Consider the following 14,476-nt stretch of genomic DNA (forward strand, 5'->3'; position numbering starts at 1 on the left):
ACATACCCGTCTGAGGGAGTAACTAATCATCACTTCGAGTGACGAACGTCAGCCCGAAGTGGTTCAGCGTGGCGGGCAGCGGCGGACTCAGCGTCGGCACCTCCAAGTGGTCGCGCAGCGCGTCCAGCATGGTGCTCCCCGCCACCAGCACGAGGTCGCGGCCGGGGCAGATGCCCGGACCGCCGCTGAACGGCACCAGGCCGGGGTCGTTGGGCGCGGGCCAGTTCTCCGGCGCGTAGGCGTCGGCGCAGGGCAGCCGGTCCGGGTCGCGGTGGAAGTACGGCAGGAACACGACGAACGTGGTGCCCGCCGGCAGCCACGTGCCGTGCCAGCGGGTCGGTTCGGTGCTCTCGCGCAGGATCACCGGCGTCGTCGGCCACAACCGCACCGACTCCCAGATCCCGGCCTCCCCCTCGCCGCCGATCGCCAACGCCCGCATGGTCGCGATACCGCCCGCGTCGAACGCGAACAGCCAGTGCGGCGCCTGGTCGACCAGCTCGTCGGCGGGCGCGAGGCTCGCCAGGCTGCCCGGCTCACCGCGCTCCAGATGCCCCCGCAGCCGTTGCTCGAACCGCCGGCGCAGTGCCTCGCGGCGGGGGTGGAGGTAGGCCCAGTTCGCGTTGCCCCGCAACGTCCGCAGCAGGTCGGTCAGCTCGCCGTCCTGCCGCGCGAACGACCCGAGCACGATCCGCCGCGCCGCCCGCCACCACGCCTGCGCGAACGCGTCCCACGTCAGCTCGCCGACGCTGCGCGCGTGCCGGAGCAACAGGTCGGCCTCGTCGGCCACGATGCCCACCACGTCGATCTTCTCCGGCCGCAGCACGTCCTCGTTCACCGCACGCCGGTGCGCCCGTTCCGGTCCCGTCGAGATCAGCACGCCGTGCGGCTGGAAGTGCGCCAGCGCGGCCTCCTTCTCCCGGGTGGCCAGGGCGAACGGCTCGGGCGACTCGGCCAGCAGCCGCGCCACGTCCACCGGGTCGAGCAGCAGCGCGATGCTGCGCCCGGTCACCCTGAGCCGCAGCGGTTCCGGTCCGTAGCGCTCGCGGAACCGCTGCACGGTGGCCACGGCCACGGCGTCCGCCCGCACTTTCTCCGCCATCGCCGTGGTCGACGGGCGGCGCACGATGACGCCCTTGGCCACCGTCGGCAGCAGCACCTTGGCGAACGCCCGGCCGGTGTCCAGCCGGGAGGCTATGGCCACGACCCCTCCTCGGCGTGCGCGACCACGAGTTCGCGCACCTCGCACCCCTCGGGTTGGCGCAGCGCGAACACGATCGCGTCGGCGACCCGCTCGGGCGGGTTGAGCTTGCTGTCGTCCGGCGGCCGGTACTGCTCGGCGCGGTCGTCGAAGAAGTGCGTGCGCATGCCGCCGGGGATGACCAGGGTGACGCCGACGCGCCCGGCGGTCTCGGCGGCCAGCGCCCTGGTGAAGCCGACCACGCCGAACTTCGAGGCGCAGTACGCGGTGGCGTCGCTGACCGCCTTGATGCCGAGCGTGGACGCGATCGTCACCACCCGTCCGCCGTCCAGCAGGGGCAACGCCGCCCGCACCACCGCGGCGGTGCCGAGCAGGTTCACCATCACCACCCGGTCCCAGTCCGCGCCGGACACCTCGTCCAGCCGGCCGCACGCGTCCGTGCCCGCCGCCGTGACCACGGCCCGCAGGCCGCCGTTGCGCCCGGCGATCGCCTTGACCGCGCGTTCCGCCGCCCTGGTGTCGGACAGGTCCACCGACTCGAAGTCGGCCACCTCCGGCGACGACGGTGCCGCCTTGTCCAGCACCAGCGGTCGCCCGCCCAACTCGTGCACCGCGTGCACCACGGCCGCGCCCAAGCCGGACGCGCCTCCGGTCACCAGCACCTGACCGAGCATCAGCCCCTCCTCGACAGCATCTCGGTGGTCGACCGGCCCCGGTGGTAGGGCACGACGACGGTCCGCCCACCCCACCCCCGGACCAGGTCCGCTTCCGGCAGCGACTCCACGGTGTAGTCACCGCCCTTGACCCACACGTCCGGGCGCAGGGCGGCCAGCACGCGTTCCGGCGTGTCGTCCTCGAACACGACCACGTCGTCCACGCAGCCCAACGCGCGCAGCACCTCGACCCGGTCCTGCTCCTCGGTGACGGGCCGGTCCGGGCCCTTGAGCCGGCGCACGGACGCGTCGGAGTTCAGGCACACCACCAGGCAGTCGCCGAGCGACCGGGCGGCGCGCAGGGTGCGGACGTGACCGGCGTGCAGCAGGTCGAAGCAGCCGCCGGTGGCGACGACCGTGCCGCCCCGCGCCCGCACCGCGTCCACCGTGGACAATTCATCGGTCGACCGGAACCCGGACGCGCCACCACGGCGCAGGAACTCGGCGGCCGACGTGACGCCGTCGGCGACCGCGTCGTCCATCGCCGCGCCGCGCATGAGCCGTGCCGCGACGGTGACCGCGAACCGGTCCCCCGCGCCGCACGGGTCGAGCACGGGGACGCGGGGCGCGGGCACGGCTACCGGCGTGCCGCCGCCGTGCAGCAGCGCACCGTCCGCGCCGAGCGTGACGACGACGGCCCGGGCACGCCACTTCGCCCGCAGCGCTTCGAGGGCGTCCATCGGGTCGGCGTGGCCGCTGAAGGTCTTGGCCTCGGCCGCGTTCGGCGTCACGAGCCGCGCCCCGGGCACCGGGGCCGGACCGCGCGGGTGCGGGTCCCACACCACCGGACGGCGGGCGAGCACTCCGCGCAGCCGTTCGTCACGCACCAGCCCGCGACCGTAGTCGGAGACCAGCACGTAGTCGGCTTCCAGCACGGCGTCGAGCATGTCGTCGGTGGCCTGCGGCGCACCGGGGCCGCCACCGCGGTCGAGCCGGGCGATCGACTGGTCGCCGCACCGCAGCCGGGTCTTGACCGGCGTGGGCGCGGGTGACGGGCCCAGGACGGTCTCGACGTGGGCCAGCTCGTCGCGCAGCCGGTGGCCGTCCTCGTCGTCGGCCACGGCGCTGACCAGCGTGACGTCCACACCGTCCGCAGCGGCCAGGGCGGCGGCCAGCCCCGCGCCACCCGGGCGGGCGCGTTCTTCCTGCACGTCGAGGACCGGCGCGGGCGCATCCGGGCAGAGGCGCTCAGCGGTGCCGAGCACGTCGATGTCGAGCAACGAGTCGCCGACGACGACCAGCTTCACGAGACCCTCCGTTCCGCCGCGGGTAGAGCCGCTTCGAAGGCCGCACACAGTGCATGCACGGCCACGAGTTGCGCTTCCTGCACGTTCGCGGGTTCGCCCGGCAGCGCCAGCACCTCGTCCACGGCCTCCGCCAGCGGGTTCGGGGTCGGGCCCGTCATCGCCCACACGTGCGCGCCCGCCTGCCGGGCCGCCTTCGCCGCCTCCAGCAGGTTCGGGCTGCGCCCGCTGGTGGACAGCAGCACGACCACGTCCTGCGGCCGGGCGTGCGCGGTGACCTGGCGGGCGAACACCTGCTCGTAGCCGTAGTCGTTGCCGATCGCCGTGACGCTGGACGACTCCGCGCACAGCGCGATCGCCGAGAACGGCCGCCGGTCGTCGCGGAACCGGCCGACGAGCTCGGCGGTCAGGTGCTGCGCCTCGGCGGCCGAGCCGCCGTTGCCCGCGGCGAGCAGCCGTCCACCGTCGGTGAGCCTGCGGGCCAGCACGCCGCCCCAGCGGGTCAGCCGCGGCGCCTGGGCACGCAGCCCGGCCAGCGACTGGGCCAGCCCGTTCAAGTGCGTCTCGACGGTCATCGCGTGCCTCCCACGGCCACGGCGCGCACCGCCGTGACCCGCTCGTAGACGCGTTCGGTGTCCTCCGCGATCCGGTCCCACGTGTAGCACACGCCCACCCGGTCCAGCCCGGCCATGCCGCACGCTTCCCGGCGGGCGTCGTCGGCCAGCAGCGAGTGCAGCGCACGGGCGAGCGCGGCCGGGTCGCGCGGCGGCACGAGCACGCCGGTCACGCCGTCCACGACGGTGTCGGTCAAGCCACCGACGGCGCTGGCCACCACCGGCACGCCGCACGCCATGGCCTCCAGCGGCACGATGCCGAACGGCTCGTACCAGGGCACGCACGCCACCACGTCGGCCGAGCGCAGCAACGCGGGCATCGCGTCCCGCGACACCTGGCCCGCCAGCCACAGCCGCCCGCGCACGCCGACGCGCTCCGCGTGCGCGGCCAGCCGTCGTGCCTCAGGGTCGGACTCGACGTCCACCGGGCCGCCCGCGATGACCAGCTCGGTGTCCGGCAGCGACCGCAACGCGGTGATCAGGTCCTGGAAACCCTTGCGCGGCACCAGCCTGCCGACGGACACGACGCGGTGCCGGTAGCGGCGGCGGTCGGTCGGGCCGTCGGGGCGGAAGCGCACCGGGTCCACGCCGCACGGCACGACCGAGATCCGCGACCGCTGCACGCCCATGCGCATCAGCTCGGCCGCCTCGTCGTCGCACGTCGCCGCGATCCGGTCGGCCTCGCGCCCGATCATCCGCTCGATGCCGATCCGCTCGGGCGGGCTGGTGTCGTCCGCGCCCTGGTGGCGGCGCTTCACCGTGCCCAGGGCGTGGTAGGTCTGCACGACGGGCACGCCGACCTTGCGCGCGGCGAGCACCGAGGCCAGGCCGGACATCCAGAAGTGCGCGTGCACGACGTCGGGCGGGTCCTCGCACCACGCGTTCTCCAGGAACCGGGCGAACTCGCCCATGTGCGGCAGCAGGTCGTCCTTGGGCACCGCCGCGGCGGGGCCGGCGGGCACGTGCACGACCTCGTAGCCCTGCTCGGTGCGCACCCGCGCGGGCAGGGCCGGGTCGTCGCGGCGGGTGTAGACCACCACGTCGTGCCCGCCCGCCGACAACGCCGCCGACAACGCGGCCACGTGCACGTTCTGCCCGCCGGCGTCGACACCGCCCAGGGCAGCCAACGGGCTGGCGTGCTCGGACACCATCGCGATCCTCATCCGCTCACTCCTGTCAACAGCCGGTCCCAACTCCGCAGGAAGGCGTCGAGCCCGTACCGGGCCAGGGCGAACTCCCTGGCGTGCTTCCCCTTCTGCCTGGCCAGCGCGGGATCGGCGACCAGCTCGGCCGCGGCCCGCACCAGCTCGTCCACGTCGGTGGACACCACGCCCGCCTCCGGCGGCACCGCGCGCACGACCTCGGTGCACGCCAACGCCACCACGGGCATCCCCAGGTGCATCGCCTCGATCAGCGACAGCCCCAGCGACGTCCACCGCACGGGGTGCAGGTAGAGCCGTCGCAGGGCCAGTTCCCGGTGCAGCGAGGCCAGGTCGTGGTCGCCGCGCCCCATCTCGCCCAGCTTCTCGGTCTTCATGCCGTAGACGTCCAGCGGCGCCGCCTCGGCGAACCGGGGCAGCAGGTCGGTGCCGACCGCCCGGCCGCGGCGCACCGGGTCGTTGACCACGACGGCGGCACGGGGCAGTTCACCGGTGTACAGGGGGCCGGGGTCGACCACGCCGTGCTCGATGACCACCGTGCGCGTGGTCCCGCAGTCCCACATCAGGTCGTTGAAGTGGGTGACGTGGACGATCGTGCCCGGCCAGTCCTTGAGCGGGTGCGTCTGGTTGGGGTACTTGGGCGTGTTGTGCTCCAGGTACACCACCGGGATTCCGGTGGGCACCCAGCCGACTTCCTCCGGGCGTTGCAGCACGGCGATGTCGGCGTCCACTTCGGACGACGTGACCTCGCGCGCGGCGGGCCAGTCGCGTCCGGCCAGGCCGATGCCGTTGGGCGGCCCGGGGATCAGGTACTCGTGCCCGCCCCGGACGAACGCGTTCGTCCACGAGCCGTGCACGTGCCACAGCAGGATCTTCACGTCCGCACCCCCACGAGGTCGGCTACGGCGGTGACGACCTGGTCGGCCGTCACCCGGTCAAGGCACGGGTGGCCGGGCACCGGGCACTCGCGGGCGCGCGAGCCGCGGCACGGCGCGTCCTGGTCGCCCAGCAACACGTGCGGCCCGTGCGGCGCCCAACGGCGGGCGGGCACGACGGGCGAGAACAAGGAGACGACCGGCGTGCCGACCGCGGCGGCGAGGTGCGCCGGTCCGGTGTTGCCGACCACGACCGCGTCCGCGCGGGCCAGGACACCGGCCAGTTCGGCGAACGTGGTCCGGCCGCCGAGGTCGACGCCGTGCGCGCCGGCCACGTGCCGGGTGAGGTCGGTCTCGTTCGGACCACCGGTGACCAGGACGCGGTGCCCGGCCTCGGCGAGTGCCGTGACGGCTTCGGCGCACCGGTCCGGCGACCACGCGCGGGCGGGCACGGAGGCGCCGGGGTGCACCACGACGTACGGCCCGATCTCGGCCGGTTCCGGTGGTGGGATGATCGCCGGCCTGCCGTCGTCACCCGGCGGCAGCTCGAAACCGGCGGCCCGTGCGACTTCCAGCGCGCGCTCGGCCTCGGGGATGTCCGGGTCGTCGCGCAGCCGGACGTCGAGGAGGGAGCCGGGGTAATCCGTCGAACGGGCCACGATCTTCGGCACACCGGCGAGCTTGAGCAGCAACGCCAGCGGCAACGGGCTCTGGTGGAACGACGTCAGGATCAGTGCCACGTCCGCGCGAATCCCTTTGAGCAGGGCGACGATCCCTTCGATGTCCGGTGTGCGCACCTCGGGTGCGGGGTTGGCGATCCACGGGCAGTCCCACCGAACGACCCGGTGCACACCGGGCAGGAGCGCGGCGGCCTGCGCGCCGGAATGACCGCACAGCACCACGACTTCGCCCGCGTGCGCGGCGGCGCGCACCGCCGGACCGGCGAGCAGCACGTCACCGTCGTTGTCGAGCCTGGCCACGAGCGTCCTCATAGGACCATCGCCAATGCGGACCGGAGGTCGGGCGCGGTGTGCGGTGCGCGTTCGACCTCGTCGGGCAGGGTCGCCGGGGTGGGCACGAGGATGGGGGTGGCACCGGCCGCGAGGGCGGCTTCGACGTCGGCCTCGATGTCACCGATGAAGACGGTGCGCTCCGGACGGGCCTGAAGCGCCTCACAGGCCTGGAGGATCATGGTGGGCGCGGGTTTGCGGCACGCGCAGCCGTCGTCCGGGCCGTGCGGGCACACCTGCCACGTGCCGAACCGGCCGAGCAGCGCTTCCACCCGCGAGTTCACCGCGTTCACTTGGGTGCGCGTGAGCAGACCACGACCGATGCCGGACTGGTTGCTCACGACACCCGTGCGCACTCCGTGAGCGCGCAGCACGCGCAGAACTTCGCGCGCGCCGGGCATCGGCTCCACCCTGTCCGGGTCGCCGTTGTAGGGCACGTCCCTGATGAGCGTGCCGTCGCGGTCGAAGAGAACCGCGTCGGGGTACTGGTCCACAGAGGAGAGTTAGCCGGTGGGAAGAGAAGCAAACACTTCTCGGCGAGGCGCTACTCTCCGTCACTCCGCGGTGGTCGCCCATGTGTGTAAGGACCTTGTTCCGGGGTATCCGGGTGTCGAACTCGATTCCCTGAAGAGAGGTTGTTGCAAGTGACGACGATCGAGAAGTCCGTGGACGTCGAGGTCCCGGTCACGACCGCGTACAACCAGTGGACGCAGTTCGAGTCGTTCCCGCAGTTCATGGAGGGCGTCGAGCGCATCACCCAGGTGACACCCACCCGGACCCACTGGGTCACCAAGATCGGTGGCGTGACGCGGGAGTTCGACGCCGAGATCACCGAGCAGCACCCGGACGAGCGGGTCGCGTGGCACACCGTCGACGGTCCGCCGCAGGGCGGTGTGGTGACGTTCCACCGCCTCGACGACCGCCGGACGCGAGTGCACGTGCAGATGGAGTACGACCCGCAGACGCTCACCGAGAAGGCCGGTGCGGCGACGGGCGTGGTCGGCCACCGCGTCTCCGGTGACCTGGAGCGGTTCAAGGAGTTCATCGAGGGGCGCGGCGTCGAGACCGGTGCGTGGCGCGGTGACGTGAACCGGCCGCCGCAGGCCGGCGAGACGCGTCACGACCTGCCGGACGCCGGCCGTCCGGGAGATCCGCTGCGATGAGCCCCTCGGCGGTCCGGGACCCGCGGCGACGGAGTTGGTCACACCCTCCGATCCCCCGTCCCAGGCCGCCGGTCGACGGCAGCTGACCGGCTGCGGTCGAAGGTCCGCGAAAGCCCCGCGAACTCCGGTTCGCGGGGCTTTCGCATGCGATGGGTGCGTGCCATGCGATGGGTGCGTGCGGCGATCCGCGTGTCTCGCATGCGAAAGGGCCCGCGCCGCGGCGGGCCCTTTCCGGTGTTCCGGTGCTCAGCCGTCCTTCAGCCGCTCGAACAGCTGCCCGACCGACTGGCGCAGCGCGGACGCCGCGTCACCGAGCAGCGAACCGGCCTTGGGGCTGCCGTTGGTGCCCCGCTCGCGGTCGGCTCCCGGGTCCACGTCCTGGTCAAGCAGCTCCCGCAGCACCTCCAGCACCACCTCGGGGTGCCCGAGCGGCACGGGGGCGGCGAACGTCTGGGCCGAGCTGATCAGGTCCTGGTGTCGCCGGATCAGCTCACCCACCCCGGCGCCGGCCGCCGCACCGGCCACCAGGTGCACCGGCACCGAGCGGTCGGCGAACTCGGACAGCACCTCGTCCACCTCGTGCCACGGCTCGTCCGCCGCGGGCAGCCGGCACCACATGACCTGCAGGTGGTCCGTCAGCGGGCGCCAGGTGCCGGGCAGGTCGCCGTGCCTGCCGACACCGGCCGGGTCGAGCACGATCACGGCCGGCGCGTCGGGCGGACCCGCCCACACCACCGACGGACCTCCGCTCCTGGGTTCCTCGTCCATGCGGCTACACCTCCACTACGGCGGGTTCCACGCAATAGACGGTGTATGCCGATCGGATGACCGGTTGTGCCACGTTGCGCACCCGCACGCCACCGGGCGTCATGCCGTGCTCGTTGCCGAAGTGCGCGTGCCCGTGCACGGCCAGGTGGGCGTGGTTCGCGTCGATCGCCTCACCCAGCAGGTACGAACCGAGGAACGGGTAGATCTCCGGCGGCTCGCCGCGCAACGTGTCCGGCACCGGCGAGTAGTGCGTCAACGCCACCTTCACGTCGGTGTCGAGGCTGCTCAGCGCGGCACGCAGCGAGTCGGCGATCTCGGAGGTGTGCCGGATGAACGCCTTCATCTCCGGCTCGCCGAACGCGCTGCCGCACTTGCCCGCGAACCCGCCGCCGAAGCCCTTCACCCCCGCGACGCCCAACGTGTGGCCGTCCACGCTGATGGTGGTGCTCTCCCCCTCCAGCACGGTGAGGCCCGCGTCGCGCAGCACGGCGGTCACCTCGTCGGGCTTGTCGTCGTGGTGGTCGTGGTTGCCGAGCACGGCGACCACGGGCACGGGCAGGCCACCGAACTCGTCGGCCACCACCCGCGCCTCCGACACCGTGCCGTGCCGGGTCAGGTCGCCGGCCAGCAGCAGCACGTCGGCCTGCTCGCCGAGCTGGTCCAGCGCGGGCCGCAACCGGCCGCGCGCGTCTTCGCCCAGGTGCACGTCACCCACCGCGGCGATGCGGATCATCGCAGCTCCTCTCGGCCGACCGGCGCCTCGGACGGCACCACTTTCACGTCGTCGAGCACGGTCAACTCCGGCGCCACGTCGTGGATCACGGCTTCGAGCTCGGCGCGGCGCTCCGGGCTGGCCACGTCACCGGACAGCAGCACGTGGTCACCGCGCACGGTGACCCGCACGCCCAGTTCGGTGGTGCGCGGGTCCTCGGCCAACGCCTGGCGGAGCCGGGCGGCGAGGTATTGCTCTGCGGTCATCGGGTGCTCCTGGTCAGCGGGGCGGGCAGGAGGTCGAGGCGTTCGACGAGCACGAGGAACGCCTCGGCGTACGGCGAGTGCTTGGTGGCCTCGCGGACGTGCTCCCAGTCGATCTGCTCGCGGAGCGCGCGGACGAACGGCAGCAGCTCGCTGAAGTCGCACCGGTGTCCGTCGAGGACGAGCAGTTTGCCGATCAGGACCTCCGTGGCGGGCATGACCGGCAGCACGACCGAGCCGACCTGCAACTCCTCGGCACGGGCCAGGGTCTCGTCGGTCACCGGCACCTCGTTGGGCCGGAACAGCAGGTCAACCAGCGAGTCACCGTCGTAGACCTTCAACAGCCAGTCCTCGGGTGGTGTCGCGGCCCGCATGCCGGCCGCGACGAGCGCGCTCACGGCGGCGCTGGCGTCCTGCTCGCGGACCAGGAGGTCCACATCGTGTTCTGTCGCCGGCCCGCCTCTGGCGTACACCGCGCACCCGCCCGCCAGGGCGAACGGGATCTCTTGCGCGCGCAGGGCTTTGGCGACTTTCGTCAACGTGCGCAGCAGCTCGTCTTGAACACCGCTCATGTGACGTGATTACCCGTACGGCTGGTCGTTCACACGGGTGCGGGTAGCGCCGTCCCCACCGGGTAGCCCACCCGGTATGACTGCCACACCGCCCGACCCGGACCCGGCCCGCACGCCCGGTCTGGAGCCCGGTGGCGGGGTCGCGCCCGGCGAGACACCGCCCGATTCCGGCCAGACCTCCGGTCTGTCGCACCCGCAGCCGATGCCGTCCCGCCGCGGGCCCGTCATCACGCTGGTGGCCGTGCTGCTCGTGACGGCGCTGGCGCTGGCGTTCGTCGTGGCCCAGGTGATGGGGTGGACGAACCTGTTCGAGGGCTTCTGACCGAGCTTGACCGGGCCCTCGGAGCTCTCGGGGCTTGCTCTCAGGGCTTGAGCGGGGGGCTCGGTGCCAGGCCCTCCTTGCGGCCGAGGCCGTCGAGGAGCTGGCGGAGGGTGTCGCGGGCGTTGTGCCGGGGTGCCCAGCCGAGCCGGGTGAACGCCTTGGTCGCGTCCAGCAGCGGCGCGGTGAGGGCCAGGTCGACCCAGCCGTGCGAGGTGGGTTGCAGGCGCAGGTGCCAGCTGACCTTGGCCGCGGTGCGCAGGAGGGTCGGCGGGATCGGCACGTGCCGGGTGCCCATGACCTCGGCCAGCACCTGGGGTGTCACGACGGGCTCGGAGACCAGGTTGTACGCGCCCTCGGCCCGGGTGGTGAGGATCTTCGCCAGGGCGTCGGCCACGTCGTCGGCGTGCACGAACTGCAGCACCATCGTGCGCGGGAGCGGCAGGACGGGCGGCTTGAGCCGGAACAGCGCGTGCGGCACCAGCGGGCCCAGGAAGTAGCGCTTGATCTCGGCGGCGGCCTCCGGCTGCAGGACCAGGCCGGGGCGGACACGGGTGACGGTGAGCTGCGGGTGTGCGCGTTCGAGCTGGTCGAGCAGGTGCTCGGCGGCGGCCTTGTGCCGGCTGTAGTAGGAGTTCGCCAGGCCGTCGTGCGCCCAGCTCTCGTCCACGGTGTGGTCTTTCGAGGCAGGCGAGTAGGCGCCGACCGACGACATGTGGACCAGGTGCGGGACGCCCGCCTTCACGGCGGCGGTGAACACGCGGTCGCTGCCGGCGACGTTGGTCCGGTAGAGGACGCGCTCGTCGTGGCCGGGCTGGATGAGCCAGGCCAGGTGGACGACCGCGTCGGCGTCGCGGAAGGCCTCGGCGAGGGGTTCCTCGGCACCCTCGCGGCTGAGGTCGACCGGGGTCCAGGTGATCGTGTCGTAGGGCGGTGCGACCGCGGGTTGGCGGCGGGAGACGCCGTGCACGGTGATGTCCGGTTCGTCGGCGAGACGGCGCACCAGGGCGGTGCCCAGATTGCCGGTCGCGCCGGTGACGACGATCCTCATGGCGTCCGGTTACCCGCGCGGGGCGGGTCCGACACGGGAGGCGCGGTGTTCCAGGCGGCGGGGTGGGGGTTGCTGGCCGGGTCCGCGCTGCTAGTGGGTGCGCTCGTGGGCTACCTCGTCCGGGTGCCGCGCGGTGTGGTGGCCGGGGTGATGGGGTTCGGCAGCGGCGTGCTGTTGTCGGCGGTGTCGTTCGACCTGATCGACGAGGCGCACGAGTTGGGCGGGCTGCTGCCCACGGCGACCGGTGCCGCGTTCGGTGCCCTGGTGTACACGGCGGCGAACGTGGCGTTGGCGCGGCGCGGTGCCCGGCACCGGAAGAGGTCGGGAGGGTTGCAGCCGTCCGAGGCGGAGCAGAGCGGGTCGGGGACGGCGATCGCGGTCGGTGCGCTGCTGGACGGCATCCCCGAGTCCGTGGTGATCGGGGCGAGCCTGCTCGGCGGCGGAGGGGTGAGCGCGGTGACCGTGGCGGCGGTGTTCATCAGCAACGTGCCGGAGGGGCTGTCGTCGGCGGCGGGCATGCGGAGGGCCGGCCGGTCGCGCCGCTACGTGTTCGGCCTGTGGACCTCGATCGCGGTGGTGAGCGGCCTGGCGTCGATGGCGGGCTACGGTCTGCTGGCCGACGCCCCACCCCAGTGGCTGGCCGCGATCACCGCGTTCGCCGGCGGCGCGATCCTGTCGATGGTGGCCGACACCATGATCCCGGAGGCGTTCGACGACGCCCACCTGCTGGTCGGCTTGGTGACGGTGGCCGGCTTCCTGAGCGCCTTCGCACTATCCCGGGCCTGACCAGGCCAAACCGGGTGCGACGGTCCGTTGGTGGGTCACTCGGCCGGGCGAATAGTGCAACCTTTGACAACCCAAATCGCATTTCTCACGTTAGCCGGAGAAAACGGCCGGCCCGGCGGCGGGGAGGCGTCGGTCGGTCCGGGAAGGGCGGTTCGGGAGGCGGATCGGGACGGGCCGTTCGGGAGGGCGGAGCGGGGCGAATCGGGTAGGACGGTCGGTCGGGCAGGCGCGCGACAGCAGGCGGGCAGGCGCGCATTGCGGACGGGCAGGCGCGCGACAGCGGCAGCGGCGGTCGGCCCGTTGCCAGCCGCTCGCGGTCGGCCCGTGGTCAGCTGCTCGACGGTCAGCTGCTCGACGGTCAGCTGCTCGACGGTCAGCTGCTCGACGGTCAGCTGCTCGACGGTCAGCTGCTCGACGGTCAGCTGCTCGACGGCGGGGCGGGGACGGGGGATTTCGCCAGTGCCGTCGCGACGGCGTGCAGGTTGGCGGCCATCGCTTCGCCGGTGCTCCTCGACCACTCGTGGCCGTGGACGGTGTCCGGGTAGCTCGGGCCCGGTCCCGGGCCCATGTTCCAGTAGGTCCACGCCTGGCCGGGGATGGTGTAGCCGATGTCGCCGAGGGCGCCGGCGACCTCGCTGATCACGTGGTGCGCGCCGTCCTCGTTGCCGGTGACGACGACGCCCGCCACGCGGTTGTACGCGACCGGGCGGCCCTCGTCGTCCTGTTCGGAGATCATGGCGTCCATCCGCTCGATGACGCGTTGCGCGATGGACGACGGGTGCCCGACCCACGTCGGCGTGGCGACCACCAGGATCTCCGCGTTCAGCAGCTCGTCGTGGATCATCGGCCACTCGTCACCGTCGCCCAGGTCGGTGACGACGCCCGGCGGCACGTCGTGGTCCACCACCCGGAACGTCCGCACCTCGACGTCGCGCTGCTCCAGCGCCTTGACCACGACGTCCGCCAGCAGCTGCGTGTTGGACGTGTCGGGCGACTTCTTCAGCGAGCAGTTGAGCACCACGGCCCTCATCACGGGCACCTCCGCATCCGGTCGGCCACCCGCCGGGGTACCCGCGACGGGCGCGAAAATGCGTTGCCGTCTCCGCCGCCGGGTCGCCAGGCTCGGAGCATGGTCGACATCCCGTACCACGACGGACGTGCCGGTATCGACGCCGGGTTGGTGCGGCGGCTGCTCGCGAGCCAGTTCCCGCGGTGGGCCGGGCTGCCCGTGACGCCGGTCGAGGTCGACGGGTGGGACAACCGCACCTACCGCCTCGGCGACGACCTGACGGTGCGGCTGCCGACCGGTGCGGGCTACGCGCCGGCGGTGGAGAAGGAGCACACGTGGTTGCCGGTGCTCGCGCCGGCGCTACCGGTCCCGGTGCCCGTGTCGCTGGCGATGGGCGTGCCGGGCGAGGGTTACCCGTTCCACTGGTCGGTCCGGCGCTGGCTGGACGGGCAGACCGCGTCGCCGGACCGCGTCGAGGACATGGCGGGGTTCGCGGTCTCGATCGCCGACTTCCTCCGCGCGCTGCGGCGCATCGACGCGACGGGCGGGCCGACGGCCGGTGCGCACAGCTTCCACCGCGGCTCGCCGCCGGGTCACTACGACGACGGGACGCGGCGGGCGTTGGCGGCCTCGGCAGGTCGGATTGACGTCGAACGGGCCGCGGCCGTGTGGGACGACGCCCTGCGCGCGCCGGGGTGGTCCGGGCCGCCGGTCTGGTTCCACGGCGACATCGCGAGCGGGAACCTGCTGGTCGACGGCGGGAAGCTGGCTGCGGTGATCGACTTCGGCACGTGCGGTGTCGGGGATCCGGCGTGCGACCTGGTGATCGCGTGGACCATGTTCTCGGGTGAGAGCAGGCGGGTCTTCCGCGAGGCGGTCGGGTTGGACGACGCGACGTGGGCGCGGGCACGCGGGTGGGCGCTGTGGAAGGCCCTCATCACGCTGGCGGAGGGCGACGAGCGGTCACGGCCCGTGCTCGAGGAAGTGCTCGCCGACGCGCCGTAGCGAATGGGGCGCCT

At 73.1% G+C, this 14,476-nt stretch carries 18 protein-coding genes; 4 read left to right on the forward strand and 14 right to left on the reverse strand.

The annotated features are described in order from the left end of the window. Positions 1 to 22: 22 nt before the first annotated feature. The 8 genes from A6A25_RS28405 to A6A25_RS28440 are packed head-to-tail and all read right to left on the reverse strand — an operon-like array spanning position 23 to position 7,308. Positions 23 to 1,201, reverse strand: a complete 1,179-nt coding sequence (locus A6A25_RS28405) for a cytochrome P450 (RefSeq protein WP_073895369.1) — start codon at positions 1,199 to 1,201, stop codon at positions 23 to 25. Continuing rightward, positions 1,192 to 1,872, reverse strand: coding sequence for an SDR family oxidoreductase (locus A6A25_RS28410; protein ID WP_073895371.1), 681 nt, complete (start codon positions 1,870 to 1,872; stop codon positions 1,192 to 1,194). The genes A6A25_RS28405 and A6A25_RS28410 overlap by 10 nt, the downstream gene beginning before the upstream one ends. Next, the gene (gene rfaE2, locus A6A25_RS28415; protein ID WP_073895372.1) at positions 1,872 to 3,158 is read right to left on the reverse strand and encodes a D-glycero-beta-D-manno-heptose 1-phosphate adenylyltransferase; all 1,287 of its coding nucleotides are present in this window, start codon (positions 3,156 to 3,158) and stop codon (positions 1,872 to 1,874) included. The genes A6A25_RS28410 and rfaE2 overlap by 1 nt, the downstream gene beginning before the upstream one ends. Then, a complete protein-coding gene (locus tag A6A25_RS28420; RefSeq protein ID WP_073895374.1) occupies positions 3,155 to 3,730 on the reverse strand; it encodes a D-sedoheptulose-7-phosphate isomerase in 576 nt (191 codons plus the stop codon). Before A6A25_RS28420 ends, rfaE2 begins: the two co-directional genes overlap by 4 nt. Next, a complete protein-coding gene (locus tag A6A25_RS28425; protein ID WP_073895376.1) occupies positions 3,727 to 4,932 on the reverse strand; it encodes a glycosyltransferase in 1,206 nt (401 codons plus the stop codon). Before A6A25_RS28425 ends, A6A25_RS28420 begins: the two co-directional genes overlap by 4 nt. After that, a complete protein-coding gene (locus A6A25_RS28430) occupies positions 4,929 to 5,807 on the reverse strand; it encodes a glycosyltransferase (protein ID WP_073895378.1) in 879 nt (292 codons plus the stop codon). The genes A6A25_RS28425 and A6A25_RS28430 overlap by 4 nt, the downstream gene beginning before the upstream one ends. Continuing rightward, the gene (locus A6A25_RS28435) at positions 5,804 to 6,796 is read right to left on the reverse strand and encodes a glycosyltransferase family 9 protein (RefSeq protein WP_073895380.1); all 993 of its coding nucleotides are present in this window, start codon (positions 6,794 to 6,796) and stop codon (positions 5,804 to 5,806) included. Before A6A25_RS28435 ends, A6A25_RS28430 begins: the two co-directional genes overlap by 4 nt. After that, the gene (locus A6A25_RS28440; RefSeq protein ID WP_073895382.1) at positions 6,793 to 7,308 is read right to left on the reverse strand and encodes a D-glycero-alpha-D-manno-heptose-1,7-bisphosphate 7-phosphatase; all 516 of its coding nucleotides are present in this window, start codon (positions 7,306 to 7,308) and stop codon (positions 6,793 to 6,795) included. The genes A6A25_RS28435 and A6A25_RS28440 overlap by 4 nt, the downstream gene beginning before the upstream one ends. 150 nt (positions 7,309 to 7,458) lie before the next feature. On the opposite strand from A6A25_RS28440, the gene A6A25_RS28445 reads away from it, so the two are divergent. Then, positions 7,459 to 7,977 carry an SRPBCC family protein gene (locus A6A25_RS28445; protein ID WP_073895384.1) on the forward strand — a complete coding sequence of 173 codons (519 nt, stop codon included), beginning with the start codon at positions 7,459 to 7,461 and terminating at the stop codon, positions 7,975 to 7,977. Positions 7,978 to 8,223: 246 nt separating this feature from the next. On the opposite strand, the gene A6A25_RS28450 is transcribed toward A6A25_RS28445, so the two are convergent. The 4 genes from A6A25_RS28450 to A6A25_RS28465 are packed head-to-tail and all read right to left on the reverse strand — an operon-like array spanning position 8,224 to position 10,292. After that, on the reverse strand, positions 8,224 to 8,745 hold the full coding sequence (locus A6A25_RS28450) for a hypothetical protein (RefSeq protein ID WP_073895386.1): 522 nt from the start codon (positions 8,743 to 8,745) through the stop codon (positions 8,224 to 8,226). Between the two features lie 4 nt (positions 8,746 to 8,749). Then, positions 8,750 to 9,478 carry a metallophosphoesterase family protein gene (locus A6A25_RS28455; protein ID WP_198932894.1) on the reverse strand — a complete coding sequence of 243 codons (729 nt, stop codon included), beginning with the start codon at positions 9,476 to 9,478 and terminating at the stop codon, positions 8,750 to 8,752. Continuing rightward, positions 9,475 to 9,723, reverse strand: coding sequence for a BON domain-containing protein (locus tag A6A25_RS28460; protein ID WP_073895388.1), 249 nt, complete (start codon positions 9,721 to 9,723; stop codon positions 9,475 to 9,477). Before A6A25_RS28460 ends, A6A25_RS28455 begins: the two co-directional genes overlap by 4 nt. Continuing rightward, positions 9,720 to 10,292 (reverse strand): nucleotidyltransferase family protein, encoded by a 573-nt coding sequence (locus A6A25_RS28465; RefSeq protein ID WP_073895390.1) that lies wholly within the window; start codon positions 10,290 to 10,292, stop codon positions 9,720 to 9,722. The genes A6A25_RS28460 and A6A25_RS28465 overlap by 4 nt, the downstream gene beginning before the upstream one ends. A gap of 76 nt (positions 10,293 to 10,368) precedes the next feature. Here A6A25_RS28465 and A6A25_RS28470 point away from each other — a divergent pair, with 76 nt between their 5' ends. Next, positions 10,369 to 10,614 (forward strand): DUF6480 family protein, encoded by a 246-nt coding sequence (locus A6A25_RS28470; protein WP_073895392.1) that lies wholly within the window; start codon positions 10,369 to 10,371, stop codon positions 10,612 to 10,614. Between the two features lie 40 nt (positions 10,615 to 10,654). Here A6A25_RS28470 and A6A25_RS28475 read toward each other — a convergent pair whose 3' ends face one another. Beyond that, on the reverse strand, positions 10,655 to 11,662 hold the full coding sequence (locus tag A6A25_RS28475) for an NAD-dependent epimerase/dehydratase family protein (RefSeq protein ID WP_073895394.1): 1,008 nt from the start codon (positions 11,660 to 11,662) through the stop codon (positions 10,655 to 10,657). A gap of 45 nt (positions 11,663 to 11,707) precedes the next feature. Here A6A25_RS28475 and A6A25_RS28480 point away from each other — a divergent pair, with 45 nt between their 5' ends. Then, positions 11,708 to 12,448 (forward strand): ZIP family metal transporter, encoded by a 741-nt coding sequence (locus A6A25_RS28480; RefSeq protein ID WP_073895395.1) that lies wholly within the window; start codon positions 11,708 to 11,710, stop codon positions 12,446 to 12,448. Between the two features lie 418 nt (positions 12,449 to 12,866). Here A6A25_RS28480 and A6A25_RS28485 read toward each other — a convergent pair whose 3' ends face one another. After that, positions 12,867 to 13,478 (reverse strand): flavodoxin family protein, encoded by a 612-nt coding sequence (locus A6A25_RS28485; RefSeq protein ID WP_073895397.1) that lies wholly within the window; start codon positions 13,476 to 13,478, stop codon positions 12,867 to 12,869. Positions 13,479 to 13,577: 99 nt separating this feature from the next. Between A6A25_RS28485 and A6A25_RS28490 the strand changes: the two genes are divergently transcribed. Further along, the gene (locus A6A25_RS28490; protein WP_073895398.1) at positions 13,578 to 14,462 is read left to right on the forward strand and encodes an aminoglycoside phosphotransferase family protein; all 885 of its coding nucleotides are present in this window, start codon (positions 13,578 to 13,580) and stop codon (positions 14,460 to 14,462) included. Positions 14,463 to 14,476: the final 14 nt, after the last annotated feature.

The sequence above is a fragment of the Saccharothrix sp. CB00851 genome, assembly GCF_001905065.1.
In the GTDB taxonomy this organism is placed as follows: Bacteria; Actinomycetota; Actinomycetes; order Mycobacteriales; family Pseudonocardiaceae; genus Actinosynnema.

Excerpts from the sequence above, each read along its gene's own strand:
- A6A25_RS28465 (WP_073895390.1), bottom strand. The coding sequence starts at position 10,292 with ATGAGCGGTGTTCAAGACGAGCTGCTGCGCACGTTGACGAAAGTCGCC.
- A6A25_RS28435 (WP_073895380.1), bottom strand. The coding sequence starts at position 6,796 with ATGAGGACGCTCGTGGCCAGGCTCGACAACGACGGTGACGTGCTGCTC.
- A6A25_RS28475 (WP_073895394.1), bottom strand. The coding sequence starts at position 11,662 with ATGAGGATCGTCGTCACCGGCGCGACCGGCAATCTGGGCACCGCCCTG.
- A6A25_RS28425 (WP_073895376.1), bottom strand. The coding sequence starts at position 4,932 with ATGAGGATCGCGATGGTGTCCGAGCACGCCAGCCCGTTGGCTGCCCTG.
- A6A25_RS28485 (WP_073895397.1), bottom strand. The coding sequence starts at position 13,478 with ATGAGGGCCGTGGTGCTCAACTGCTCGCTGAAGAAGTCGCCCGACACG.
- A6A25_RS28455 (WP_198932894.1), bottom strand. The coding sequence starts at position 9,478 with ATGATCCGCATCGCCGCGGTGGGTGACGTGCACCTGGGCGAAGACGCG.
- A6A25_RS28490 (WP_073895398.1), top strand. The coding sequence starts at position 13,578 with ATGGTCGACATCCCGTACCACGACGGACGTGCCGGTATCGACGCCGGG.
- A6A25_RS28450 (WP_073895386.1), bottom strand. The coding sequence starts at position 8,745 with ATGGACGAGGAACCCAGGAGCGGAGGTCCGTCGGTGGTGTGGGCGGGT.
- A6A25_RS28460 (WP_073895388.1), bottom strand. The coding sequence starts at position 9,723 with ATGACCGCAGAGCAATACCTCGCCGCCCGGCTCCGCCAGGCGTTGGCC.
- A6A25_RS28420 (WP_073895374.1), bottom strand. The coding sequence starts at position 3,730 with ATGACCGTCGAGACGCACTTGAACGGGCTGGCCCAGTCGCTGGCCGGG.
- A6A25_RS28470 (WP_073895392.1), top strand. The coding sequence starts at position 10,369 with ATGACTGCCACACCGCCCGACCCGGACCCGGCCCGCACGCCCGGTCTG.
- A6A25_RS28410 (WP_073895371.1), bottom strand. The coding sequence starts at position 1,872 with ATGCTCGGTCAGGTGCTGGTGACCGGAGGCGCGTCCGGCTTGGGCGCG.